21 protein-coding genes and 2 pseudogenes are annotated in these 25525 nt (G+C 67.7%); 4 read left to right on the top strand and 19 right to left on the bottom strand.

The window, feature by feature from the left end; genetic code table 11:
- Nucleotides 1-61: 61 nt before the first annotated feature.
- The 14 genes and pseudogenes from QBJ89_RS02595 to QBJ89_RS02530 form a co-directional block, all read right to left on the bottom strand.
- Nucleotides 62-813: pseudogene (locus tag QBJ89_RS02595) on the bottom strand (IS6 family transposase).
- Nucleotides 814-1184: 371 nt separating this feature from the next.
- Complete coding sequence (locus QBJ89_RS02590; protein ID WP_277978985.1) at nt 1185-1817, bottom strand: methyltransferase; 633 nt, start codon at nt 1815-1817, stop codon at nt 1185-1187.
- Nucleotides 1814-2473, bottom strand: coding sequence for a PIG-L deacetylase family protein (locus QBJ89_RS02585; protein WP_277978984.1), 660 nt, complete (start codon nt 2471-2473; stop codon nt 1814-1816). Before QBJ89_RS02585 ends, QBJ89_RS02590 begins: the two co-directional genes overlap by 4 nt.
- Complete coding sequence (locus QBJ89_RS02580) at nt 2464-3438, bottom strand: acyl-CoA dehydrogenase (RefSeq protein WP_277978983.1); 975 nt, start codon at nt 3436-3438, stop codon at nt 2464-2466. The genes QBJ89_RS02585 and QBJ89_RS02580 overlap by 10 nt, the downstream gene beginning before the upstream one ends.
- Complete coding sequence (locus QBJ89_RS02575) at nt 3435-4412, bottom strand: glycosyltransferase (protein ID WP_277979170.1); 978 nt, start codon at nt 4410-4412, stop codon at nt 3435-3437. Before QBJ89_RS02575 ends, QBJ89_RS02580 begins: the two co-directional genes overlap by 4 nt.
- Before the next feature lie 385 nt (nt 4413-4797).
- Nucleotides 4798-5251: pseudogene (locus QBJ89_RS20180) on the bottom strand (DDE-type integrase/transposase/recombinase).
- Nucleotides 5252-5424: 173 nt separating this feature from the next.
- A complete protein-coding gene (locus QBJ89_RS02565; protein ID WP_277978981.1) occupies nt 5425-6954 on the bottom strand; it encodes an FAD-dependent oxidoreductase in 1530 nt (509 codons plus the stop codon).
- Nucleotides 6955-6975: 21 nt separating this feature from the next.
- On the bottom strand, nt 6976-7545 hold the full coding sequence (locus tag QBJ89_RS02560; RefSeq protein WP_277978980.1) for a Dps family protein: 570 nt from the start codon (nt 7543-7545) through the stop codon (nt 6976-6978).
- Between the two features lie 68 nt (nt 7546-7613).
- Nucleotides 7614-8417, bottom strand: a complete 804-nt coding sequence (locus QBJ89_RS02555) for an SDR family NAD(P)-dependent oxidoreductase (RefSeq protein WP_277978979.1) — start codon at nt 8415-8417, stop codon at nt 7614-7616.
- Nucleotides 8418-8428: 11 nt separating this feature from the next.
- On the bottom strand, nt 8429-9955 hold the full coding sequence (locus QBJ89_RS02550) for a GMC family oxidoreductase (RefSeq protein ID WP_277978978.1): 1527 nt from the start codon (nt 9953-9955) through the stop codon (nt 8429-8431).
- Nucleotides 9952-11289 carry an alpha/beta hydrolase gene (locus tag QBJ89_RS02545; RefSeq protein WP_277978977.1) on the bottom strand — a complete coding sequence of 446 codons (1338 nt, stop codon included), beginning with the start codon at nt 11287-11289 and terminating at the stop codon, nt 9952-9954. Before QBJ89_RS02545 ends, QBJ89_RS02550 begins: the two co-directional genes overlap by 4 nt.
- A gap of 185 nt (nt 11290-11474) precedes the next feature.
- Nucleotides 11475-12368 (bottom strand): SDR family oxidoreductase, encoded by an 894-nt coding sequence (locus QBJ89_RS02540; protein ID WP_277978976.1) that lies wholly within the window; start codon nt 12366-12368, stop codon nt 11475-11477.
- Nucleotides 12369-12413: 45 nt separating this feature from the next.
- Nucleotides 12414-14240, bottom strand: a complete 1827-nt coding sequence (locus QBJ89_RS02535; protein ID WP_277978975.1) for a glycoside hydrolase family 15 protein — start codon at nt 14238-14240, stop codon at nt 12414-12416.
- Nucleotides 14237-15232, bottom strand: a complete 996-nt coding sequence (locus QBJ89_RS02530; RefSeq protein ID WP_277978974.1) for an SDR family oxidoreductase — start codon at nt 15230-15232, stop codon at nt 14237-14239. The genes QBJ89_RS02535 and QBJ89_RS02530 overlap by 4 nt, the downstream gene beginning before the upstream one ends.
- Nucleotides 15233-15613: 381 nt before the next feature.
- Between QBJ89_RS02530 and QBJ89_RS02525 the strand changes: the two genes are divergently transcribed.
- From QBJ89_RS02525 to QBJ89_RS02515, 3 genes are all read left to right on the top strand, one after another.
- On the top strand, nt 15614-16006 hold the full coding sequence (locus tag QBJ89_RS02525; RefSeq protein WP_347342811.1) for a LysR substrate-binding domain-containing protein: 393 nt from the start codon (nt 15614-15616) through the stop codon (nt 16004-16006).
- A 28-nt stretch (nt 16007-16034) separates the two neighbouring features.
- Entirely contained in the window at nt 16035-16334 is a 300-nt protein-coding gene (locus QBJ89_RS02520) for a hypothetical protein (protein WP_277978973.1), read from the top strand.
- Nucleotides 16335-17104: 770 nt separating this feature from the next.
- Nucleotides 17105-18088, top strand: a complete 984-nt coding sequence (locus QBJ89_RS02515; protein WP_277978972.1) for a glycosyltransferase — start codon at nt 17105-17107, stop codon at nt 18086-18088.
- Here QBJ89_RS02515 and QBJ89_RS02510 read toward each other — a convergent pair.
- The 5 genes from QBJ89_RS02510 to QBJ89_RS02490 all read right to left on the bottom strand — a co-directional run bounded on the left by QBJ89_RS02510 (nt 18060) and on the right by QBJ89_RS02490 (nt 22881).
- Entirely contained in the window at nt 18060-18755 is a 696-nt protein-coding gene (locus QBJ89_RS02510) for a fatty acid desaturase (RefSeq protein WP_277979169.1), read from the bottom strand. The genes QBJ89_RS02515 and QBJ89_RS02510 overlap by 29 nt on opposite strands.
- Before the next feature lie 38 nt (nt 18756-18793).
- Nucleotides 18794-19261 (bottom strand): sterol desaturase family protein, encoded by a 468-nt coding sequence (locus QBJ89_RS02505; protein WP_277978971.1) that lies wholly within the window; start codon nt 19259-19261, stop codon nt 18794-18796.
- Nucleotides 19258-20250: a phosphatase PAP2 family protein gene (locus QBJ89_RS02500; protein ID WP_277978970.1), complete on the bottom strand. Its 993-nt coding sequence runs from the start codon at nt 20248-20250 to the stop codon at nt 19258-19260. Before QBJ89_RS02500 ends, QBJ89_RS02505 begins: the two co-directional genes overlap by 4 nt.
- A gap of 556 nt (nt 20251-20806) precedes the next feature.
- Nucleotides 20807-22045 carry a sensor histidine kinase gene (locus tag QBJ89_RS02495; RefSeq protein WP_277978969.1) on the bottom strand — a complete coding sequence of 413 codons (1239 nt, stop codon included), beginning with the start codon at nt 22043-22045 and terminating at the stop codon, nt 20807-20809.
- A gap of 116 nt (nt 22046-22161) precedes the next feature.
- Nucleotides 22162-22881 (bottom strand): response regulator, encoded by a 720-nt coding sequence (locus tag QBJ89_RS02490; RefSeq protein ID WP_277978968.1) that lies wholly within the window; start codon nt 22879-22881, stop codon nt 22162-22164.
- A gap of 180 nt (nt 22882-23061) precedes the next feature.
- Here QBJ89_RS02490 and QBJ89_RS02485 point away from each other — a divergent pair, with 180 nt between their 5' ends.
- Nucleotides 23062-25338, top strand: coding sequence for a TonB-dependent receptor (locus QBJ89_RS02485; protein WP_277978967.1), 2277 nt, complete (start codon nt 23062-23064; stop codon nt 25336-25338).
- The last annotated feature ends 187 nt before the right edge of the window (nt 25339-25525 follow it).

Raw genomic sequence — 25525 nt, 5'->3', positions numbered from 1 at the left:
GCTGTCAGTCTCACGCGAACTCGTCTCTACACGATGCACTTCGGGCTCCGTAGGCGATGGGTCAGCCGGCGAGCGCCTGCCACTCTGCCAGTGCCGCGGAGCGGCGCTGCTTGTAGGTCTGGCGGTCGACAAGGTGGCGTTCGTCATTGAAGCGATTGTGGACGTTGGCGTGGACTGAGGCGAACGTCTGTAAGGTTCGCATCTGCCGGAATCGTAGCATCACCCGCTCTCGTCGCCTGAACGGTAGGTGCGAGTTCTCGACACGATTGTTGGCCCAGCGTCCCACTTGCTGCTTCTCGCAGCTGCCAAGCTCGGTCAGTGCAGCACCGTAGGAGCGCAGGCCGTCTGTGGTGATCGCCTCAGGCGAGCCGTGCCGTTTGAGCGCCTTCTTCATGAAGGCAAACGCCGCCTTCTTGTCGCGCGAATTGGTGACGTAGCTCTCGAGGATCTCGCTTTCGTGATCCACCGCTCGCCACAGCTAGACCATCTCGCCGTTCAGCTTCACGTACATCTCGTCCAGGTGCCAGCGCCAGTGGCGAAAGCCGCGCATGCGGCTCACCCGCTGACGCCGCACCTCCCCCGCGAACAGCGGACCAACCTGTTCCACCACAACCTCACCCGCTCGTGGCAGATGTCGATCCCGCGCTCGAACAGCAGGTCTTCCACGTTCCGCAGCGACAGCGGAAAGCGCACGTACATCAACACCACCAGCCGGATCACCTCGGGCGACGAGTTGAAGTAGCGGAACGGGCTGCTGGCTTGCGCGGACGGGACATGTGCCTCCCCCCTACCCCGCCACCATAGCCGGTGCATTAGCTTTGACAGAGCCGTTGGCTACAATCGGGCGCTTGCGGCCCCCCTGCCCCCTCCTACCGAGACCCACAAGCGGACGTTCCCGGTGCCCTGCCGGGCTCTCAACTCCGGCCGTCCGTTCATCTCGGTCTTCAATTCCATTTTACGTTCCGCAAAGCCGTCAAACGGGCACATCTGAGCGATCGCGAAGGTTGTCAGAGGGTGACGTGCGGGGACAGGAAGCGTCATCGGCAGCGTGCGAAGAGAGCGTGCGTGCCTTTGCGGAGCAACCAGCGCCGCGAAGGCTAAGGCTTAGGTGACCGCCGCTGTGCGCCTCATCTTAATTGCGTTAGTGGAGCCCCATCTCGTGCTTTCGCGGGCTGGCCACTGCATCAGCGCCAGCGCCCAGAGCTCAAGCCGCTTCGTGACGCCGCGCCGGACCAACGCCGGTCACTGGCGCTGCAGGCCAGCACGACCCAGCGTCCGGTTCGACGCACGACGCGCACCTGCCAGCGGCGACCGGTCGCGCGAAGAAAGGCATGTTGCAGATGCGGGGCATGCTGCGCGAAGTCGGGATAGTCGACGCGATGGTGTGCCAGGACCAGCACGCCGCCGGGCCGGAGCGCGGTGGCGACGTCCCGGGCGGTGTGCGCCATATCGCGCGCGGACAAATAGTAGATGACTTCCGCCACGACGGCGATGTCGTAGCGCAGACGTGGCAGTGCCGCGGGAACGATCAGCTTCAGCGCACGCGCTCGCCGCCGCCCCTTCAGCGCCTTCGCCACCAGAGTCGTGCCGCTCGCGGTGCCCTCGGTCGCGTCGAGACGCAGAGCGCGTGCAGCGATCGCCGCGCTGTTTGAGCCGTTTCCCGCCGCCAGCTCGAGTACGCGGCCCCAGGGCCCTCGCCCCATCGCGTGCAGGATGGCACGACGCTTCTGCGCCTCGTCCCGGTTCGTGAACGTGGACCACGGGTCATCGTCATCGACGAATTTGCGATCGAACCCGTTCAGCGTAATTGGCCTCATTGCCGCACTTCCACGAACACTTCCTGCTGGCGCGTGAAGGCCGAGATCTGCCGGCGGGTCATCGCAAAGCCTGCGGGATCGTCCATGATGCGGCCGGCCTGGGTACGATAGCTGCGCACCGCCTGTCGTTTCGCGAGTCGCTCTTGCGCTGTCAGGAAGAGGCAGCGAGCGCCAGCCGGCCGCAGGCCCGCCGGCCACACGGGATAAGCAAGTCGGCGGAGATTTGGCCGGCGCAGCGCCGCCACACACGCCGCGACGGTGCGATGGTCGGGATGATCGTCACTCGCCGCCGGCGCTGCGATCAACGCCGAGCCGACATGGCCCAGCGCATGCGAGAGGCCACGGCGGGCCGCGGCGGTGTGCGTGTTGAGGCGACCGTCGGGAAGATCGAGAAACGTCACGGCCGCCGCAGCCACGCCGATCCGGCGCAGGGTGCGACGGCTTTCCCGCCGCCGCTCCGCCACCAGCCGCCGACGCGGCCACCTGAGGCTGTTCGGGTGCGAAGCAGCCCCATCGGTCACTACGACCACCCGTACCGCGACGCCGCGCCGGCGCAGTCGAGTCATCAGCATATACGCGCCGATCGCCTCATCGTCGGGATGCGGAGCAATGACCAGCAGACGCCGGGGCGCGCCGACACGGAGCCTCACAGGCATGGAGTCAGCGTCCCCGCAGCCACTGCGGCGCCAACGATCATCCGCTGCGCGTCAGGCGCGGGCTGGCGCAGGTACATCGCCAAATCGGTGATCGCAGCCGCGAGCGGGTGATCGGCGAAGAGCGATTGTACCCCCACCGCCTGCTGCGCGAGTTCGATCGCCGGGCCGCCAGCGGCGTAGACCGCGGCACGCGCAGCCGCGACCAGCGGCAGGCGCTTCGCCTCTTCGGCGAACCAGCCGGCCGCGGCGGTCCGGATCGCGCCCGTCGCCGTCTCGGCCAGACCGTAGAGGGCGGCGAGCCGTCCTGCTTGGTGCGGATCGCCCGCCCGGCCTGCCGCGGCGAGATGCGCGGCGCTCTGGTCGAGCAGCGCCGCGATTCCGCCTGCCTGAACCGCCGCGAAGCGCAACGCGCCGCCGCTGAACCATGGCTCGCGTATGTAGTCGCCCGGTGCGCCGATCAGGTCCTCCGACGCAACCTTCGCGGAGTCCCATCGAACCGCATGGGTTTCCGACCGCTGCATGCCTGCCACTCGCCAGAAGGAGCGATCGATCGCCGGCGGGGTGCGCTCGAGATCGAGGAGGAGCAATTGCCGCCCGCCCTCGACATCCACGCTGACCAGGGCATGGGACAGCAGCCCGGCACCGCTGGCGAAGCTCTTGCCTCCGGTCAGCCGCCCATCATCGAGTCGCAGAGGTTCGCCCGGCAAGTCCGCGTTCCAGACGCCGAACGCAGCGCCGCCCGCGACCGCTGCGGCTGCGCGGGCACGCTGTGCCGGATCGCCGTAGCGGTGGATGATCTGCAACGCGTCGACATGCCCCTCCAGCAGTCGCCCGAGCGGCAGGTCGGCTCGGCCGACGGCGTAGAGATGGCGCAGCAATCCCAGCAGCGTGTCGGCATCTGCGGGGTCCTCAAGTCTGGGCAGCAGCGTCGATCGTGCGGCCAGAGCGCGGCGCAGGTCGCTCATGCCGCGCGCCGCGCGGCGGTGATCGCTGCCAGCTCGACCTCGGCGATTCCCAACGACACCCGCCGCATCCCACCCGGCGGGGTCGGCACGACCCGCATGGCGAAGGACTCTGCGTTGGGACAGTCGCGGGCGACGCCGATGAGATGGTCGATCGTCAGCCCGACGGCGACTGCCAGGTTAGAGAAGTCAGCCTCAGCAAAGGCGAGACGTGCGATCCCGTGACCGCGATACTGCCAAGCGGCATCGTGAGGATCGGCTACATCGATCGCCTCTCCATCGCGATCGAGCGTGCGAAGCGTGTCGGCTAATCCATGCGCGACGCGGCCGAGGCGGCGGTCTGAGGTGTGGACGACACACGCCGCATCGCGCCGCACGCGCAGGCCCGCACGCGCCGCGTCGTCAACCAATCGTCCATCCTCTCCGTTCGCCAGCGGCTCGAACCCGCCGAGGCTGCGGTAGCTGGCGACAAGCAGCCCGAGGTTCGCGCCGCTTGCATAATGATGCGTTGCCTTACCCTCCCAATCTACCGGATCGAGTGAGCGCCGCAGCGCATGAAGCGCGTCGTAATAAGCTTCCAGGCGGTCCAGCAACGGGTTCGACCGAGTGACGGTCCGCACCACCTTGCCCGTCACTACGTCAGCCTGGCGTAAGCCCGCCGCTATCGTCTGCAACCAGTCGCGCGAAGGGGTGCTATCCGCGTCCGTCGTGAGCAGTACGCCCTCACCGTTCAGGCTGCGGTCGCCCAGCATCATGGCACGGTGCCGCGCGCGACCCGCGTTTGCGTCAAGTGCTGCCACCTCCTCGACGATCACCGGCATCGAGGCGTTGGCGGCATAGTCGCGTACCAAAGCGGGGCTTGCGTCATCGCAGCTATCGAGCAGCAGACAAAGCCTAGGAGCAATGCCCGTCCGCTCAAGCCGCTCTAAAGCGACAAACAGCTGCGGGAGCACCCCAGCTTCGTTACGGGCGGGCACGCAGATGGCGAGCGGAAGCCCCTTCACACGCGACGGCGACGTTGGATTGCTCTCTGCCACTCACCTGAATTAGCGGGATTGCGGACGCGTTACGCTGATCTTGATCAGGTTGCAAAGCGCCCTGCCCCGGCGGGCAGCAGGAGGAGGTCTGAGCACAACGGGTCGACGCGGGAGGTACCCCTTACAAACGTGCATTCGAGCTGATTGAACCGAGGGGTGTTCACGATCCCTTCGGCTGGTATCCTAAGTCGGCCGCTTGTAAGCGGACCAAGTCGCTACCCAACCTGCACCGACGCTCGAGTTGCCTGCCCTGCCAGCTCAAGGTGCTGTCAGTCTAATGCGAATTCGTCTCTGCACGATGCATTCCTGCCTTCGTGGCGGCGAGTCAGCTGGGGAGCGCCTGCCACTCAGACATCGCCGCGGAGCGGCGCTGCTTGTAGGTCTGCCTGTCGACGAGATGGCATCCGTGGTTGAAGTGGTTGTGGACGTAGACGTGGACCGAGGCGAACTTCTGTAAGGTTCGCATCTGCCGGAACCGCAGCATCGCTCGCTCTCGTCGCCTGAACGGCAGGTGCGAGTTCTCCACCCGGTTGTTGGCCCAGCGACCGACCTCCTGCTTCTCGCGGGTGCCGCATCTCGCCCGCGAACAGCGGACCGAACCTGTTCCACCAGAATCTCACCGTCTCGTGGCAGATGTCGATACCGCGCTCGAACAGCAGGTCTTCCACGTTCCGCAGCGACAGCGGGAAGTGCACGTACATCAGCACCACCAGCCGGATCACCTCAGGCGACGAGTTGAAGTAGCGGAACGGCGAGGCTGGCTGGCGCGGGCGGGGCATACCCCGCTCCCATCCCGGCGAGCGCCGCAGGTGCATTAGCTTTGACAGCGCCACACACTCGCGTCGGCATTCGCGGCGTTCAGCGCAGCATAATGGTCAATCGCCGCGGCGCCTCGTCTGTGGGCGCGGCCGTCCCACAGCAACTGCAAGCCGAGCAGGTTTCTTATGGGGCCTTACTCACGAGCAGGCAGCAAGTTTGGCTCGCGTCGCTCGAGTCCCAGCTCGAAGGCCAGCGCCACGCGATCGCGCCCGCAGGTGAGCACCGCCTGTCGCTCTCCCTCTTCGGCATAGGTCACCGCGACGTCCTGCGCTGCCGCGTCGCCATCCAGCGATCGATCATCCGGCGCCTCGACGTGGCCGACGTAGCGCAGGCTGACGTCGTAATGGCCCGACCAGAAGAACGGCACATCGTCGTAGCCGCCGTCGACAAGCCCGAGCAGGTGGCGCGCCAGCCACTGGCCCATATGCTGCGCTACCACCCAGTGCTCGACCCGGATCGGATGACCCAGCCGCGGGTCAGGCGCGCTCGCGATGTCGCCGATCGCGTAGACCGCCTCATCCGAGGTGCGCAGGTCAGAGGCGACGGCGATGCCGCCACCAGCCACCTCGTCCGCCAGTTTCAATCCCGCCGCCCCGGCCAATTCGGTGCGGGGCCGGACTCCGGTCCCGGCCACGAGCAGATCGCCCTCGACGCGGCTGCCGTCGTCCAGCGTCGCTGCCTGCCCGTCCCAAAGCGCGACCGCTCGACCGGTGCGGAAGGTGACCCCCTTGCTCTCGTGCAATCGGCGGATCATCGTACCGACTTCCGCGCCGGCGGTCTTCTCGAGCGGCACGTCGGCGTCGGACACGACCGTCACTGCCAGTCCGCGCGAGATGAGCGACGCGGCCACCTCCAACCCGATGTAGCTCGATCCGATGACGATCGCCCGGTCCGCCCCTGCCGCGGCCGCGATCAGCGCGTCGGCGTCGGCAAGAGTGCGGACGACATGCACGTCGGCACGGTCGTTCCCCGCGAAGGGAGGGATCTGCGGCGCCGCCCCGGTCGCGAGAACGAGTCGATCGTAGGCGATGGCCTCACCCCCCTCAAGCTCGACACGCCGCGCGTCCCGATTGATCCGCACGACGCGTGCGCCGAGTTGGACGGTTGCTCCCGCCGGCGCCGGCAGAGGCAATGCGTCACGCCCGATCTTGCCCGCGAGGTATTGTTTGGAACAGGCCGTGCGGTCGTAGGGTGCATCCCGCTCGTCACTGAGCAGAGTGACGGCGCCGCCTGCGCCATGTCGCGCCAGCATCTCGGCGCAGGCATGCCCGGCGGCACCGCCGCCGACGATAACCACCCGGCCTAGCCGCTCAACCGCTCCCGCTCGCGCGATCTCTGGTACGGGCAGCTTCGCGCCGACCCGAACGACTCCAGCCTCTTCGATCACCGCATAGCGATCCAGCCGACCGAAGGCGGGCGCGCTCACCGCCTCGCCGGTAGCAGCATCGAAGCGTGCATGATGCCATGGACAGCGTAACGTGCCGTCGGCGACGATGCCCTCCACGAGCGGTGCACCGGCGTGCGGACAGGTGCCGGCCAGCGCGCAGAGCCGACCCCGGCTACGCACGAGGACGACGTCCTCGCCTCCGACCTTGCCCGCGACGATCGCATCGTCACCGATGTCGGACGCGGCCACGCCCGCCGCAAGATCGCGCTCTGCCATGGCCGCGTCGCTCCGCTGACGTCAGTCGGCGCGCTGCAGAGCGGTCGCGGCGAGATGCTCGCCGATGAACCATACCTGCGGCTCGTTCGAGCGGATGATGTCGCTTACCAGCAGGTCGTTGGTGCCATCGTCACCCGACTCATCGGCCGCCTTCGCGCCCTCGTGCGCCTGCTCCAGCACGACGCGATGCGCCTCGAGCAGCCGCGCGAGCATCGTCGGCACGTCTTCGCGACCTTTGGGCGGGCGCTGGATCCGCGTCATCTCGGCCACGTCGTGCGGCGTCGCGATGCTGATCCCTCCGAGCGCCTGGATCCGCTCTGCCACCATGTCGACCAGTTCGGCCTGCTTCTCGTAGTGCGTGTCGAGCAGCAGGTGCAGCTGATAGAAGGTTGCACCAGACATCTGCCAGTGATGCTTCTTGTAGAGGTCGCGCAGCATCATCGTGTCGGCGAGCACTTGGTTGAGGATCGACACGCTCTGCTTGCGCGCGTTGTCCGACAGGCCGAGCGGGAGCTCTTTGAGCGTGCCGAACGGCTGGATCTCGCGATAATCGATCTTGTACTGGGGCTGAGCTTCGTCCGTGGCGGCCACCGGGTGACTCCGATCATTGATCTAAATGAGAGAGCGTAGCGATCGTGAGGGATAACGGTTCCGCCCCGTCAGCCGGCAATCGTGAAGACCGAGCCGGAATCGACGCGGATGCCGGCGCCGTTGATGAAACTCGCGCGCTCGGAGACGAGGAAGGCGACGGCCGCGGCCACCTCTTCCGGCTTGCCGCGCCGTTTCAGCACCATGCCGGGCCGTTCCTCTTCCAGGAAGCTGGCGATCGCCTCGTCGAACGAGGTTCCCCTCTCCTCGGCGCGCTTGCGCATCATCGCGTCGGTCATCGGCGTCGCGATGAACGCCGGCGAGACGGTGTTGACCAGCACGTTGTCGCAGCCGTAAGCCTTGGACAGGCCCTTCGCGAGGCTGAGGATGCCGGCCTTCGACGCGCAATAGGCGAGTTCGTCGACATAGGGCTGCACCGCATCCTCCGACGCGAACAGCACGATCCGGCCCCAGCCCTTCTCGCGCATCGCCGGGATTGCCTCGCGGCACATGCGCACCGCCCCCATCAGGTTGATGTCGAGCGTCTTGAGCCAGCCGGCATCGTCGACGTCGAGGAAGTCTCCGGTCGCGCCGGTGACGCCAGCGGCGTTGACGTAGATATCGGGTTCGCCCAGCTCGTCGCGGACCTGCCGCCATATTGCTTCGACCTCGTCGACCTTGGTCACGTCGCCGGACACCGCGACGATCTCGCCCAGCGGCGACAGTTCGCCGACCGCCTCGTCCAGCGTGCCGTCGGGCTTGTCGGTGATGGCGACGCGCGCGCCCGCCTCGAGCAACAGCCGCGCGGTCTCCTTGCCCATGCCGGAGTCCGCCCCGCTGATCAGCGCGATGCGGCCCTTGATCCCCAGATCCATGTCTCTCTCCTTCAGCCTCGCGTCGCGAGGAAACGTTCGGCGGTTCGCAGCGACAGCGCCATGATCGTCAGCGCCGGATTCGCGGCAAGCGCGCTCGGGAATACCGAATTGTCGCAGATGAACAGGTTCTCGATGTCGAAGCTGCGTCCGTCGGCATCGACCACGGCGCGGTCGCCGTCATCGCCCATCCGGCACGTGCCGATCGTATGCGCCGAGCGATCGACCGCGAAGATGTCGCGCGCGCCCGCCGCCTCCCAGATCGCGGTCATCGTCCTTCGTGCATGGGCGTCGATCGAGCGCTCGTTCGGCCCGTAGCTGAAGTCGATCCGCGCCTTGCGCAATCCGTAGGCGTCGGTCTCGTCCGCCAGCGTCAGCCGGTTGTCGTCGGACGGCAGGCAGTCGCCGTTGATGCCGATCCCACCCAACCGGTTATAATCGTCCAGAAGGTTGACCAGCGCTCGCCCCCACAGCCCGGCCCCGCGCGCCAGATTGGTGGCGAGAGTCACCGGCATGACGCCCAGGCTCTGGATCAGGTAGCCTCCGGCATGGTCGGCGTCGGCGGCCCGCATCATGTCCTCGGTGATCAGCGACGAGGGATAGCCGCGGTTCATCCGCATATCGGCGTCGAACCGGCCCCACACCTGCGTCGCGACATGCGCCATGAAGTTGCGCCCGACCAGACCGCTCGAATTGGCGAGATCGAGGTTCAGCAGCAGTCGCGGCGTCTCGACCCCGCCGGCGCACAGGAACAACGCGCGGCAGGCCAGGCGTCGACGCTTGCCGCGGCGGACATAGACGACGCCGCTCACCCGGCCGCTGCGGTCGCGTTCGATGTCGATGACGCGGCACTCCGCGCGCACCTCGGCGCCATGCGCGACCGCGAGCGGCAGCCAGCTCGTGTCGGTCGTCGCCTTCGCCGCGGTGCGGCAGCCCTGGTGGCAGGTGCCGCAGTTGATGCACGCCTTGCGCTCGCCCCAATGCGGCTGCGCGCGGTCGCGCGAGATCAGAGCGGCGGGAGCGTCGGTCGCGACGATGCCGAGCGCCGCGCAGCCGCGTGCCATCGCGTCGGCGGGGGCGTTGCGCGCGACCGGAGGGAGTTCGTAGCGCCGCCCCGCGTCCCACGGGTAACGCGCCGGGCCGGACACGCCGATGAAGCGCTCGACCGCGTCGACATAGCCGATCAGTTCGTCATGTGCGATCGGCCAGTCCTCGCCCTGCTGGCTCTCGCTGCGCAGCCGCAGGTCGCGCGCGTCGGGCCGCGGGCAGAAAGCGCCCCAGTGCAACGTCGAACCGCCAACGCCCATGCCCGAATTGTTGGCGCCGAAGGCGGTTGCGTCGGCGCCGCCGCTCAGCCGCTCCTCCATCCAATAGATATCGGCGGCGAGTTCGTCGGCGACATGATCGTCGGGCCGGAAGGCCCGCCCCGCCTCCAGCACCACGACCGAGAGGCCCGCCTCGGCCAGCCGCGCGGCGAGCGGCGCGCCGCCCGCGCCGCTGCCGACGATGACGACGTCGGCCGCGTCCGCCGCGGCGCTCATGCCCGCGTCTCCAGCCGCTGCCAGTCCTCGATCGTGTCGGCCGCGGTCAGCCGATACCCTTGCTTGTACGGTCCGTCGCCGCCGACCGCGAAACCATCATAGCCGATCCGTGCCATGGTCGCCGGCAGCGCCATCCACTGCCGCGCGATCTCCGCGCGCGCCTCGGCGAACCATAGTCGCATCTGGCGCGGATCGAGGCCGCCGCCCTGAGCGTCGCCGGTCCCGTCGGCGATCGACCGCAGGCATTTCTCGCGATCCGGCGGAGCGGCGTCGGCGAAGCCGCCGGCGAGACGGTCGAGCGTGTCGAGACCCGACGTCCAGCCCTCGGCGTCGGCAGGCAGTTCGGCGCTGCGCCAGCCGTCGCCGATCCCGCCCGTCAGCATCGCATCGATCCGGGCGGCGAGATCGACCGGATCGGCGGCGCCCGGCAACACCATCTGGATCAAGGCGGCGAGCACCGCCCGCTGCGGCGGCGACAGCACCTTGCCCGGCGGCGGTGCGGCGTGCCGCTCGGTCAACACCGCCCGCGTTCGGCGGCTGACCCGATCGGACGCGAGCAGCGCGAGGAACGGCCCGGGCAAGGCTCGGGCGAAGGCCGGCGTGACGTGGTCCCGGATCAGGGCCGCGACCGCGGTGGGCTGTTCATAGGGCAATAGATGCGCGGCGCCGGCCACCACCTCCACGCGCGCGTCGCGATAGTGCGGCAGGTTGAGCCGCCGCTGCGCGTCTTCGCCCAGATCGCCGTCCTCGCCACCGGCGACGATCAGCGCCGGCACCGCGAGCGTCCCCGCCGCCGCCTGCCAATCCTCGCGGCAGTCGCGCTCCAGCCAGCTGGTCCAGGCGCGGCGGCCGGACCGCTCCACGTCGGCGATCGCCTGCGCGCGGAGCGGTTCAGGCAGGCGCTGAGCGGTATTGGCATCGACGAACGTCGCCGCCTCGTCCGCACTGATCCGGCCGTCGGCGAACCAGCCGATCATCTCGGCCCGGCGCTCCTCCGCCATCGGCTCGGGTGCGGGCGGCGAGGCGGCGAGCAGAACCACCGCGGCCAGCCCGGCGAAATCCGGGTCGCCGTCACGCGCGCGGGCGGCAGCGAGCGTCGCGATCTTGCCGCCCATGCTGTGGCCGATCACCGCCCAGCTCTGCGGTTGCCGGGCCGATACCCGTGCCGCGAACCAGTCGACCAGTCCCGCGACGTCGAGATCGGCGTCCGCGCTGTCGCCGAAGCCGGGAAGGTCGAGCGCGACGCAGTCCCCGAGTTCGCTCAGCTCAGCAATTACCTTTTCCCATTCGCGCGCACTCGCGCCAAGCGCGTGTAAGAAATAAAGCTGGGCCACGCGCTTACCTATTAATGTTGATCAGTGATCCCCATTAAGTACCGGCGTGCCGATCCGTTCCGCCATATCGAGCTCGTCGTCGCAATTTCGCTGCTATGTTGTGCCGGTGTACTGGCAGCACGCGGCATGCACCGCGGATCTCTCAGCGTTGTGACGGCAGCACCAGCGGTGCTGCCGCAGAGGTTTTAGGCTACACCGGCGCCGCCCGTGACGCCGTAGACCTCGCCGTTGATGAAGCTGGCCTCCTGACTGGCGAGCAGCACGTATACCGCCGACAGCTCAACCGGTTGGCCGGGACGACCGTACTGGCTCTCCGAACCGAACTTCTCCACCGCCTCGGGAGGCTGGCCGCCCGACGCCTGCAGCGCGGTCCAGAACGGACCCGGGGCCACCACGTTGGCGCGAATGCCCTTTTCCAGCAGCTGCTTGGCCAGCGCCTTGGTGTAAGCGACGATCCCCGCCTTGGTCGTGGCATAGTCGAGCAGGATCGCGGACGGCTCGTACGCCTGGATCGAGGCGGTGGTAATGACGCTCGCACCCGCAGGCAGGTGCGGCACCGCCGCCTGCGTGATCCAGTGCATGGCGTACAAATTGGTCTTCATCGTCTTGTCGAAATCGTCCGAGGTCACCTTCGAGATATCCTCGCGGTTCTGCTGTCGACCGGCGTTGATGACGAGGATGTCGAGCCCGCCCAGCGCCGCCTTGGCTTGGCTGACCAGCTCGCGGCACCATGTCTCGTCGGTGATGTCGCCGGGCAGCGCGACCGCCGTTCGCCCCTCAGCCTCGATGAGTTTGACGACCTCGTCGGCATCCGACTGTTCGGTGGCGAGGTAGGAGATCGCCACGTCCGCGCCTTCGCGCGCGTAGGCGATCGCGGCGGCGCGACCCACGCCGCTGTCACCGCCGGTGATCAGCGCCTTGCGCCCTTTGAGCTTGCCCGCGCCGACATAGCTTGTCTCGCCGTGATCGGGCTTGGGATCCATCTCGGCGGCGAGACCGGGGACGGGCTGTGGCTGGCGCGGGAAAGGCGGCTGCGGATATTGCGTGCGCGGATCCTGCATGGTCAGGCGATCGGTCATGAAGATGCTCCAGCTAGTAGGGGACCAAAAAAAAGCGGAAGGACGTCAGCATTCGTCCTCGGCGGCGAGCACATCGAGCGCCATGACGTGCGCGAGGTGCGACAGGCCTTGTGGCAGGTTGCCGAGGAACGCGCCGGAGCGCGGATCGGCCATCTCGCTCATGACGCCGACGCCGCGGTCGAGTGCCCGCGTGATCGCCGCTAAAGACTGTTCGGCGCGGTCGCGCTGTCCGAGCAAGGCGCGCGCCTCCACCATCCAGAAGGTGCAGGCGAGGAAGCAGCCTTCCTCGGCGGCGACGTCGCTGTAGCGGTAGTGATAGGGGCCGGCGCCGAGCTCGGCGTCGATCGCGTCGAGCGTCTTCTCGAGTCGTTCACGACTGTCGAAGCCGAAGCGCACCATGAGCGCGAGCGAGGCATCGAGCCTGTCGCTGTCCGGATAGAAGACGAAGGCCTGCTTCGCCTCGGACCAGCAATGCTCCTCGATCCAGCCCGCGATCCGGTCGCGCTCGCGTGACCAGCGCTCGCGGCAGGTGGTGGGTAGCTGCCCCTCGTCCGCCAGCTCGACCGCGCGCGCGAGCGCCTGCCAGCAGCTGACCTTCGACATGGTGTAATGCTGCGACTCCTCCAGCTCCCAGATGCCGGCGTCCTTCTTGCGCCACGCGTCGGCGCACTGGTCGGCAAGGTGCGAGAGCAGCTCGGCGCTGGACGCATCGAGGATGTTGCCGCAGGCGACGAAGCGCGCCGCGGTCTCGAAGATGTCGCCGTAGATGCCATGCTGGTGCTGATCGGTCGCGGCGTTGCCGACCTGCACGGGTGTCGAGCGCCGGTAGCCCGGCACCTCGATCTCGCGCAGCCCGGGCACGACGGCGCCGTCGAGCGTGTAGCAGACACGCGCGCCGTGCTCGGCCAGTCGCTTGAGCAGCCAGCTGAACGCCGCCTTGGCCTCGGCCTGCGCGCCCGCCGCGAGAAACGCCTTGATGGTATAGCCCGCGTCGCGGACCCAGGCGTAGCGATAATCGTAGTTCTTGTGACCGCCGATACCCTCTGGCAGCGACGTCGTGGCGGCCGCGGCGATCGCGCCCGAGGGCGAGAACAGCAGGAGCTTGAGCGCGAGGACGCTGCGGATGAACGCGGCGCGGCGCGGCCCGCCATGCTCGACCCGATCGGACCAGGCCCGCCACTCGGCGTCGGACGTGTCGATGCGCTCGTCGATCCGATCGATCGTCGGCACCACCAGGGGCTCGTCCTCGCCCGCGACGATCGCCACGATCCTGCGCTGGCCGCTGGCCACCGCGAACTCGGCCGTGACCGCCTCGTCAGTGCGGCTTACAACGATCCCCTCGCTGTGCAGCAGCAGCCCGAGCACGCTTCCGACATGGAAAACGGCGTGCTTGCCGATCGTCGAGTGGTAGGGACTGGCGCCGTCGGCGCGTCGGCCGGGGCGCATTTCCATTCGGAAGCTGACCGAACCGGTTAACCCATCGACCCGCCGTGCGAGCTCGGCCCAGGGAAGACGCCCGGCGGTACCGCTATTCATCGACTCGGTCAGCTTGGCGCTTCCCGTTGCCGTGGTGAAGACGGTCTCGAGCACGTTGCTGTCGGGAAGATAGCGCCGCTCGACCGTGAAGCTGTCGATCGGCGTAACAACGAAGCGGCCGCCTTCCTTGGGATCGAGCAGGCGATCGAACAGCGGCGGCGAGTCGAGATTGGGCACGCACCACCAGTCGATCGAGCCGTCGGCGCCCGACAGTGCGACCGAACGTCCGTCGCCGAGGGCGCCATAATCTTCGAGCGCCAGATAGCCGTCCAGCCGAACGCCGCCAGGTGCCGGTGCGGTGAGCTTGCCGCGGAGCGCGTCGAGCAGCCCGCTCATGAACGCTGGTGCTGCAGAATACGTGCTAGACCAAAGGCGGCTGCCGCGCCGACGCCGAGCAACCCACCCGCCGCGCCGAGCTTGAGTAGGTCGCGCTGCCGGCTCGAGAAGATCTGAAACTGGCCGGCTTGCGCCCGATCCGTCGACGGTCCGTCGATGGTGGCAGAGCCCTCTTGCGGCCTGTCGAGGTTACCCTCCCGATCCGGCGCGGGTGCGCCGCTCATCGCCTCGATCTGCTTGGCGGCCTGGCGGTCGGCGAATTCCGGCGCGAGTGACTGGGCGAGCGCCATCATCGCGGTCGACCGGCCGACCCAGAACTCGCGCTGCGGTCGCCTCACCGCTTCGAGCACCGCCTCCGCGCAGAGCCGCGGGTCGAACAACGGATCGGGCAGGACCTGTTCGCGCCCGCTACGGTTGCGTGCCCAGGTCGGCTGTGGCGTGTTCACCGCCGGCAGGTAGATGACTGACAACGAAATTGCGCTCTTGTCCGCGATCAGCTCGGCCCGGAGTGAATCGGTGAACCCCGTCACCGCGGCCTTGGCGGCGCAATAGGCGGCTTGAAGTGGTGCCGGTCGCTCCGCCAGACCCGACGAGATCTGCACGATCGCGCCTTTCCCACGCGGCTTCATGTAGCGGAGGGCCGCCAGAGTGCCGTAAACCTGGCTTAGGTAAGTCGTGGCGGTGACACGCTCATATTCCGCGGCGGTGATCCGATCCGCCGGGGCAACGACGGTCGACATCGCGTTGTTGACCCAGGCGGCTATAGGTCCGAGCTCGGCCTCGGTGCGCGCCACTGCGGCATCGATCGCCGTCACGTCCGCGACGTCGGCACTGATCGCCAGCACCTTGGGTGCGCCAGCGGCCGTCAGCAACACGCTGGCCTGCTGCAGCCGTGCCACCTGCCGTGCTACGATCGCGACTTGCCAGCCATCGCGCGCGAACCGCTCGGCGATGGCGAGGCCGATGCCTGCGCTGCCGCCCGTCACCACCATGGTTCTCGCCATGCCGCCTCTCGCTTCTTCGTGAGAAGCCCCGTGGTCGGATGACCGGCGCGATCCGCACCTGGGGTTCGGAGCCGACAACGCCCTTGCTCTAAATCATATCCGCAAGTTAGCGCCGCTTTTGAGCTGGCAGCCGTCCGCCGTCAGTGTCGCCCACACCTTTGAAGGCGATCTCAGAACTCAGCGAGAGGTGTAGCCGCCCGAATATCACCTGCTACGTGACCCACTTGCGGTCGTTCAATGCAGTTTAAGCGCTTCCCAACCGCGGACGCTCATTCAGCCAGGATCCTTCACATGCCTAGGCGTTCGACGATCAAACGAGTGGAGCGAACCGGGTTGCTACCTTCGCTTATACCTTGAGCAGCCCGGCAAGTGGCCGATCGCCCGTCGCCTGCGCGAACAGGCTACGGCCGACCGATCGATGCCGCTTGGCTGCGCGGCGCGCGTTGGATCCAGCGTGAGCTAGGCTCCGGCACGCGCTCGACGCTCGATCGCTACTTGCTCAATGTCGGCATCGATCCCGCTGCGCTCGATGTCGCGCTCGTCTTGCCGTCCAACGAGAGCGTCCGCACCGCTGTCGAAGCGGGTGCCGGGGTTGCCGTCCTGTCCGCGCTTGTGGTCGCGCCTGCGATCGAGGCGAAGATCTTGTACGCTGCACCGATCGCGTTCGGCTCGCGTCCGTTCTACGGATTACGCCACAAGGAGCGATATCGCACAAAGGCGGCGGATGCGCTGCTCGACTTGCTCCGCGTGTCAACTGAGTGAGAAGCGATGGAGGTAAGTAGGTCTCGCGATGTGTTCGGCCACGATCGCCGCGCTGACTACCGCGTTCCGCCTCGTCCCGGTGGTGGTCGCCCTGTTTTTCGCTGGTGAGTTGTTCTGGGCCGAGCGCGAGCACAAGGTCGAGCCGATCATCACAGCGACCCCGGTTGGTGGAGCGGTAAGTTTTCGCCAAGTTCCTCGCGCTGGCGCTGGTGCTGCTTTCGTTGGCGGCGGCGAGCGCCGCAGCGGCAGCGGGAACGGAGTTGGTCATGAGGCGCTCGCCCGCGCCACGCGCCTACCTGATGTGGTACGTGCTTCCCCAGACATATGACTGGCTACTGCTGGCCGCGCTGGCGTTCTTCCTTTAGTCGCTCGCGCCGAACAAGCTTGGCTGGCAAGATCCCCACTACCGTTATGGAGCCTACCCCGGTGCGCCGTTGCCGCCGGACTTGAGCGGGGCGCATGGCGTCGGCTGGTATCGCCTTGGGTGGGGATCCGCGGCTGCTACCGTGATTGCGTTGGCGTGCATGCGTGGCCCTCCGCAGCCGCGTTCGGTCCCCTAACCTTCTTCTGTATTGAGCCAAGCTCGAATGCGGAGGGGTGACTGTGCCGGGGACCACAACCTACAGCCTTGGGCGACCGGCTCCGATCGAGAGGCGCGTGGCTGAGCGCTGAGCGGCAACAGACGATAAAGCCGTCACTCCGCGAGCCTAGAATTTTCAACTGGCTCCGCCGTTCATTTCGACCGCAAGCTCACCCAATCATGACCAGGCCGCTTTCTTCCTTGCGCGTGACGCTCGCTCGGCGTCATGCCTATCACGAATGCGCGGCGGGGTCTCTCTTCCAAATGCTCTACCCCCAGCAGGGCACATCGCCGTCATTACGGCACCGCTGGCCGGCCACGTCAATCCGGTGCAGATTCTAGCGAGAGAGCTGAACGCTCGGGGTTGGGGTGTGTCCTTGGTGCACATGGCAGCTGCCGAACGCCTAGTGACAGATCCCGCCCTCGGCTTCTCGGCGCTTCCGGGTGGAGCCGGGAACTTGTTTGGCGCCTATGTCGACACGTTGGTCGAGCCGACTGGACCCGTTCGGCTCAACCGCATGATCCGCGCGACGGCAGCGATGACCAGTCACTTGCTGGACGAAGCGCCGGCGATTCTGGAGCGGATCGGCGTCACCGCCGTCCTGGCGGACGCGGTCGAGCCCGCCGGCCCGCTGATCGCGCAGAAGCTCAATCTTCCTTACGCGATCGCCACGACGGGCCTGCCCCTACTTGGCGAGCCCGATGTGCCACCACCCTTTCTAGGTTGGCGCTACCGTTCCGATCGATGGGGCAGGTTTCGCAACGAAGGCGGCTATGCGGTGACCGATCTGCTGATGCGGCCAATCACCCGCGTGGTCCAGACGCGTCGCCGCCAATGGGGCTTCGAAGAAGGCGCCGCACCCCGCGTGCAGGTCACCCAATGCCCGCGGGGACTGGACTATCCCCGACGCTGCTTGCCGTCGACGTTCCTTTACGGTTCACCGTGGCGTGCGGAAGATCTGCACGAGCCGGAGCTGCCGAGCGACGGACCACCGCTCGTCTTCTGCTCGCTCGGAACGCTTCAGGGATCGCGCCGGGCGCTGTTCGCGACCATGGCGCAAGCCTGTGCGGCCATCGGCGCACGCGCCGTGATCGGCCATGGCGGCGGGCTGTCGCGCGACGAGGAGTCCACCCTGCCAGGCGATCCGCTGGTGCGCGCCTTTTGGCCGCAGACGGCCGTGCTGCGGCGCTGTTCCGCCGCGGTGCTACATGGCGGCTTCAACACGGTGCTCGACGCGTTGGCGGCTGGCGTGCCGATCGTGGCGTTGCCGATCGGCTTCGAGCAACCCGCTACCGCCGCCCGGATCGTCCGCCTCGGTGCAGGCCGAACACTTTCGCCGCGCTGGCTTAGTCCCCGCACGCTGGCCAACGCCTTGCGGGAAGTCATCGATCAGCCCAGCTACGCACGTGCCGCGCGCGGCATCGCCGCCGAGATCGCGGCCGGAGCGGGCGCTGCCGGCGCGGCGAACGCCATCACCGCCGCGCTAGCGTCTCCTTCCTGAAGGCCGGCAACCGCCACCAGGGCGTGCCGGGGCTGAGATGATGTTCGTGGTGGTACGCGCCGAAATGAAAGCACGTCATCAGTGAGAAGAGCGGCCGCAGCGTGCCGCTGCGCGCGTTATGAGCGTCGGCGAAGGGCTGGTCGCCGTGACGGTGGGGCAGATAGGTGCCGAACACGAACAGCTGCCCCAGCGCGAGTAGCGCCGGGACCGCCCAGAAGACGACGATGTTCAGGAGTGTCGCGCCCAGCAGCAGGTAGAGGATCGCTGCAATCGTGATACGCAGGATCTGTCCGTGCGTGTAATAGGTGCGGAAGAATGATCCGAACCAGGGCAGCACGCTACGCGGCGCGTCACTGTGGAAATCCGGATCGCTCGCCGTGCCCGGTGCGGCATGATGCGCGTGGTGCTTGGGCAGCAACGCGCCGTAGGACAGGCCGGCATAGGCCCCGAGGCAGAGCGTTCCGACAACCCTGTTCAGTCTTGGCCAGGCAGGTGCCAGCGATCCGTGCATGCAATCGTGCGCGATGATGAAGAGTCCGGTGCTGAGCCATGCCTGCGCCACGATGACGATCATCGCCAAGATTGCGGTGCCAAGGCTCCATCGCCAGAAGAAGATGCCGCCGATATGCACCGCGATCCACGCGATGCCGATGCCCACGGCCAGCATCACGCCACGTCTCATATGACTCTTGTGCTCGCTTCGGCTCACCGCCCGTCACGCTCGGCCAGCCGTCGTTTCAGCCGGACGGGATCAGGCGCGAACAGGAAACCGAAACTCACGCCGCCTTCCTTGCCCTTGACCGCGTGGTGCAGCCGGTGCGCCTGGTGCAGCCGCTTGAAATAGCCGCGCCGCGGCACCCAGCGCACGCCGAACCGCTGATGCACCAGCATATCGTGCACGAAGGCGTAGATCGCACCGTAGACGGTGATGCCCAGAGCCATCCACCACACCGGCTCCCACACCGTACCCAGCGCGAACAGCGCGATCACGACAACGGCAAATGTGACGGCATACAGATCGTTGCGCTCGAAGGCGCCGTCATGCGGCTCATGATGCGAGCGGTGCCAGCCCCAGCCCCAGCCATGCATGACATATTTGTGCGTCGCCCAGGCGAAGACTTCCATGAACAGCACCATGGCCAGCACCAGCAGCAGCTTCTCGTACCAGCTCAACGAATCACCTCGACGCCGTGCATGCGGCCACCAAGCCGGCTCATCCGCACCGCTTCCGTAGCACGACGCCCGCGTCGGCGCATCCCGTCGCGATCGGACGCCGCCGTTGCCAAGCCGCGAGCGACGCTCAGCGCGACGATCGCCAGCAGCAGGCCCGCCAGCACGTCGACAGCGTAATGGCCGCCGAACAATGGCGTCGCCAAGATCGTCAGGCCAGCCCAGATCGCCGCCGGAACGCGCAGCTGGGTGAGCGGGTACAGCCCCCACAACAAGATAGCGGCTAGCGCCGCGTGATAGCTGGGAAAGCTGACAATGCCGGTCATGTGCGACAGGTCGAGCTGGCGGATCGAGCCGTCGCGCAGACCCAGTACCAAGCCGTGATCGCGCCAGGCGACCGATGTCCACAGCTGTCGGTACCGATCGGGATCGAACAAGTTGCCCGTGGCGGGCAGCAGTCCGGAAACGAGGACTGTAACCCCGCCTGCCAGGATCGCCGCGGCCATGGTTCTTTGCAGCCTTTCGAGCCTGCCGGTTCCGGCGAGCACCAGCACGCATGCGACCATCTGCAGCACTAGGCTGTGATAAGCGACCCCGGCGATCAGCAGGATCGGCCTCGGCAATTCGTCCGCTACCGCAAGGATCGCAGGCCAGTCGAAGCCCAATCGTTCATCCACCCCCGTCAGCCAACCATCCCACAGCGGACCGCTCGCTGCAGCCATCAGATAGGCAAGCACCACGCCCAGGATGGTGAATAGGGTCATCTGCAGAAACGACGTTGCTCCTGCGACCAGCCGTGCATCGGCTCGCACCCGCCCAATCACCAGCGCACCCACCAGCGCGGCAACTCCTAACGCAGGAAGGACAGCGTGTGCAGGCGACAGGCTGAAACCAAGCCCCTGGCTTAGCAGCACACAGCTCAGCGCCAAGCCTCCGATGACAGACCAGGTCACTGCATCGGCATAGAGAGGGGTCGTAATCGGCGGACGCATGATCTCAGAACGCGACTTCAAGCAGATCGGGCCCGCGGCCTCTCCAACGGTTCCACGCTCTGGCCTTGCTCGCACGACGCGGAAACACCGCATGACGAGGTTGAGCGCGCGCGATCCAAACTTCAACGCCGCCGCGCTGCTCAAGAGGATCGGCGGATAAGCGACTAACGGACCCGAGCAAACCGGTCCTAATGCCGACAGCACTGGCCGGATCGTGATCGGATGGGGCAGGCACGACAGGCTTTGCCTGCCAGGTCAGGCGGCGCTCGCAAAAGCTGCGTTCCCGTCCGCAGAGCTGCACTGGTTCGAGTCCAGCGGTCATTTTCCGATGTGGGACATGCCGGAAGAGACGGTCGAGGTCATTCTCAAAGCTGCACAGTGATAGTAGCGAGGAGTAACGCCGACCCAGAATCGGTCAGTCAGCAGGTTGTAGTCGCTTCCCGACTTCCGCCGCTCGCTCATCTCTGAGACTACCACGCATGAGGGGCCGGCGCGTACGTTGGAGGTGCTGAAGCGCGGGTGAGTGCCCACCTTCTTGCCGGTTGCCGATGGTGCATCATGCTACGGGCAGCTCGAGAACCGCACGCGTGCCGCCTCCCAAGGCGTCCGTCAGCGCAAAGCTACCGCGCTGACCAATCGCGAAATCGCGGACGATGCTCAACCCTAGCCCGGCCCCGCCTGTACTGCGGCTGCGTGAGCTCTCGCCTCGTTCGAACGGACGCAGCAGGCGGTCACGATCGACAGCAGGGATCCCCGGCCCACCATCCTCGACGCTGATGCGGACCACAGTCTCGGTTCGCTCAACCGAAATCGTGCCGCCGCCCGCGTGATCGAGCGCGTTGCGCAGAAGATTCTCGATCGCGCGGCGGAACGCGGGCGCCGGTGTCGAGATCCGCGCTGGCTCACCATCGCGAAGCAGCAGCGCGCCGTCGCGCGCAGTCATGCCCGCGACGATGTCGGCGAGCTCTGGCCGGACGTCGAGCAGCTCCGGCGGGTGCGCCGCGGCGCGGGCGAAGCTCAGCACCTCACCGATCATAGCCTGCATCCGCTCGACGTCCGCGATCATCCGCGCGCGCTGTGGCTCAGGCACCGTCTCGATCCGCAGCCGCAGCCCCGTCAATGGGGTGCGCAGGTCGTGCGCGATCGCGGTCAGCATGCGCGCGCGCTCGCCCGCCTCGGTGGCAAGCCGATCGCGCATCGCCGCGATCGCCGCGGCGGTCTCGCGAAGTTCGCGCGGGCCACCTTGGGGCATCGACACCGCGCCAGTTTCCAGCGCGCCGGCAAGCGCGCGAAAAGGGTCGGTCAAGCGGCGCGCGAAAAGCCAAGCCAAAGGCGCGAGCAGCAGTAACGTCACGATGAGCGACGTCAGGACATTGCGCTGCCAGACCGTGAGCCAGGGTCGCACCGGCGCAACCCGCCACCAACGGCCCTCCGCACCGCGCACGCTCAGCGCGAAGGGCGCATGCGGCACGTCGAGTAGCATGGCGCGGTACGACGCCGCGTCCCGCGCTGCGTCGAGTCGCTCGAAGAGGCCGTTGCCGCGCTCACGGAAGATCATCGGCACGCCCTGGCGTGCGCCGGCTCGCGCCGCGGGCTGAGCGCGCTCGTGTTCCTCCCCCGATCCTGCCGCGTCCAGCCACGTCACGCGGACCGTAGATGGCGGTCGACGCAGTTGAAGAGCGATCAAGGCCTCCAGCGCGGGTGCTCTCGCCCCTGTCTGCGGTTCGGCGGCGAGCTCGCGCGACAGCACCGCGGTCGGTTGGCGCAGGGCGCCGATCGCCTCCGCGGCGCTCATCCGCGCCGCCGGGGGTGCCGGCGACACCAGTACGATCGTCGCGGTCGTAGCGACACTCAGCGCCGCCACGGCAACGCCGAAGCCGCCGATCGAGACCAGGGCGCTCGGCGCACGCCTCATGCCGGTCGCACCGGCGGCACGAGGCGATATCCTACCCCTCTCACCGTCTCGATGATCGTCGCCGGATCCGCCTCGGCCAGCTTGCGGCGCAGCCGGCTCACCGCGATGTCGATCGCTCGATCATAGGGCGCCGCGTCGAGCCCGCGCGCCAGGTCGAGCAGCACGTCACGCGTGAGGATCCGGCCCGGGCGGCGGACGAAGGCCGCGAGCAGGGCGTGTTCGCCCTCGCTCAGCGCGACCGCGCGACCGGCGGGATCGCGCAGCCGGCGATCGTCCATGTCGAGCCACCAGCCGGCGAACGTGACGCCCGCATCGGCGGTCTCGCCGCTGCTGGCTGTCGCAGGTCGACGCAGCAGCGCGCGCACGCGGGCGAGCAGCTCACGCGGCTCGAACGGTTTTGTGAGATAGTCCCACGCGCCCACCTCGAGACCCACGATCCGGTCGGTCACGTCGTCGAGTGCGCTGAGCATGAGGATCGGCACCCCGCCGGGCGAGAGCCGCCGACACAGCGACAGGCCGTCCTCGCCCGGCATCATCACGTCGAGGACGAGCAGGTCCGCGGGCGCCTGCCGCCATGCCTGCTCGCCCGCGGCCGCGTCAGCCGCGATGCGCACCTCATAGCCGTGACCGCCGAGGAACTCCGCGATCGCGTCGCGGATGCTCGCGTCATCGTCGATGACGAGGATCGTGCTGCGGGCGATTTTTCCTTGCTCCATGCCGTATGGGTAGCCGCCTCGTGTAGCATTTGCGTATCGGCGCCCGCTACCGCACCGCCATCGTTGCGCTACCCGGCGCCGCTTTGATCACCCTCGACGAGGCGGACGCGGGGTGTGACGGTGAGAGCGAGAGACGGACTGGCGGTCGGGCTATGGACGACGATCGCGGCCGGCAGCGCGGTGGCGCAGGGGCCTTCCACGGCGGCCCTTGCTCCTGCCGCGGACACAGCCAGCAACGAGGACGAGGTCGTCGTCGCGGGTGGGCGAGCGCGTGGCTCGATCGTGGCCGACGTTCGGCCCGAGCGCGTCTTCCGCGCCGCCGACATCAGGGCGTTCGGAGCCGACGACGTCGAGGCGCTGCTCGGCGCCATCGGCGCGCAGAGCGCCAGCAATGGCGGGCGCGGCGACGACGGTCCGGTGACGCTCCTCAACGGGCGACGCGTCTCCAGCCTCGCCGAGATCGCGCGCATTCCCGCCGAGGCGATCCAGCGCATGGAGATCTTCCCCGAGGAGGTCGCGCTGCGATACGGCTATCGCGCCGACCAGAAGGTGGTGAACGTCGTGACGTTTCAGCGCTTCCGCTCGGTCGTCGGTCAGGCCGGCTACGCCGCGCCGACCGCGGGCGGACGGCAGCGCGGCGACGTCGACGCGGACGCACTGGTGATCCGAGGCGACACTCGCTTCGGCCTGGGCGCAACCTACACGCGCGCGGCGAACCTGCTTGAGCGCGATCGCGGGCTGACACAGCCGTCCGGCGCGGCGGATCTCGGCCGCGACCGTACGCTGCTTCCCGCGACCGAGCGCCTGCGGGTCGAGGGCGTCGCGAGCGGGCCCGTCCTGGCTGCGGTCGCGGCGACGCTCAATGCCAGCACCGAGAGCAACCACTCACGCGACCTGCTCGGACGCTCGACAGGTCGAGCCCTGCGCCGCGACGATCGGCAGGACGCCGTGCACGTCGGCGTGACGCTCAGCGGCAGCGCGGCCACGTGGCGCTGGACTGCGCTCGGCAACCTCGATCGGCGGTCGGGACGAACGCTGACCGATTTGGCGGCGGGGGGACGCGACACCGTGCGGACTGCCGACACGACCGCCGGCGCCGACCTGATTGTCGCCGGCCCGCTCACGACTGCGCCGGCGGGTGCGATCATCGCCACTCTTCACGGGTCAGTAGAAACACGTGATCTCGTGACCTCACCCAGGCAAGGCTCCAGCTTGCCGCAGGGCTCGCTCAACCGTGACAGCGCCGCAATGCAACTGAACCTGGACGCGCCGCTGCTCGGGTATGCTGCACCGGGCGGATCCCCGTTCGGTCGGCTCTCGGCCAATCTCGACGCCAGGGTGGCGCGCCTCTCCGACGCCGGCACGACTTGGAGCTATGGCGCTGCGCTGAGCTGGTGTCCGACGCGCGCGTTCGGCGTGATCGTCTCCGGCACCAGCGAGCAAGCGGCACCCGACCTCCTTCTGGTCGGCGGAGCGGCGCTGCTGACCCCGAACGTACGCACGCTCGACGGCGCACGCGGCGAGGTCGTGGACGTGACCCAGCTGTCAGGTGGCAACCCGCTGCTGCGGTCTGCCGAGCGCCACATCACCCGGCTCGGTGTGAACCTTCGTCCGCTGGCGCATACCGACCTGACGCTGAGCCTCGACTATACCAGGACGCTGGCCGACGATCCGGTCACCACCCTACCGCTGGCAACGCCGCAGGTGGAGGCCGCCTTTCCCGAGCGCTTTCGCCGCGACAGCAGTGGTCGTCTGACCGAGGTCGACGCGCGACCGCTCAACGCGGCAGCGTCGCGGCTGCGGCAGCTTCGCTGGGGGATCAACCTGACCCGCCCGCTTGGCCCGACGCCACCCGGCATGGCGGACGGGATAATCCGTATTCCGGCAGGCCAGGCAGGCCAGATGACGCAGGAGCCGAACGGCTCCGTGACCTTCCGGCCGACGCCGGGCAGCGACTTGGCCCGCAACATAACGCGCGCCTCCAGCCGTATCTTCCTGAGCCTTTACCATGAATGGACGCTCGAGGACTCGCTCCTGCTGCGCCGCGGCCTGCCGGCGCTCGACCTGTTGTCGGGCGACGCGGTCGATGTCACCGGCGGCCGACGGCGCCACCAGATCGAGTTCCAGGCGGGCGCGTTTCAGCGCGGCCTCGGCGCTCGCCTCCAGGCGACCTGGCGGAGTGGACTTACGCTGGATCAGGATGAGGCGAGCACCGGCGCACTGCGCGTCGGCAGCCTCACCACCGTCAATGTGACCTCCTTTATCGAGTTGACCGAGCGACTAAGGGGGCTGCCGGAGTGGCTGGGGAGGACGCGTGTGAGTGTCGCTGTCGACAATATCTTGAACCGACGTACCAAAGTGCATGACCGGCTCGGCGCCACGCCACTGGCCTATCAGCGCGGCTATCTCGACCCGCTTGGACGGGCGTTCACGATAAACATTCGAAAGGTGCTTTGAGCGAAGCGATTTCACCGACGTCGGTGAGTAGCGGCTTCGACTCCAAGCTGGAAACAGAAAATCGGCTGATGCGGTCGCGGGTCCATCGCGCTGATCGCCAACGGAGACCCAAAAACGGTCGCTCAGCAGTCTCAGTGCCCCGATGAAAAGCGACCTCTTGTTCAGCTTGCTGCTCAGTCCCGGGTGG

It is taken from the genome of Sphingomonas phyllosphaerae (assembly GCF_029623345.1).
Lineage (GTDB): Bacteria > Pseudomonadota > Alphaproteobacteria > Sphingomonadales > Sphingomonadaceae > Sphingomonas > Sphingomonas phyllosphaerae_C.
The sequence above is the reverse complement of the archived record's forward strand: the minus strand, read 5'-3'. Positions and strand labels throughout refer to the sequence as shown.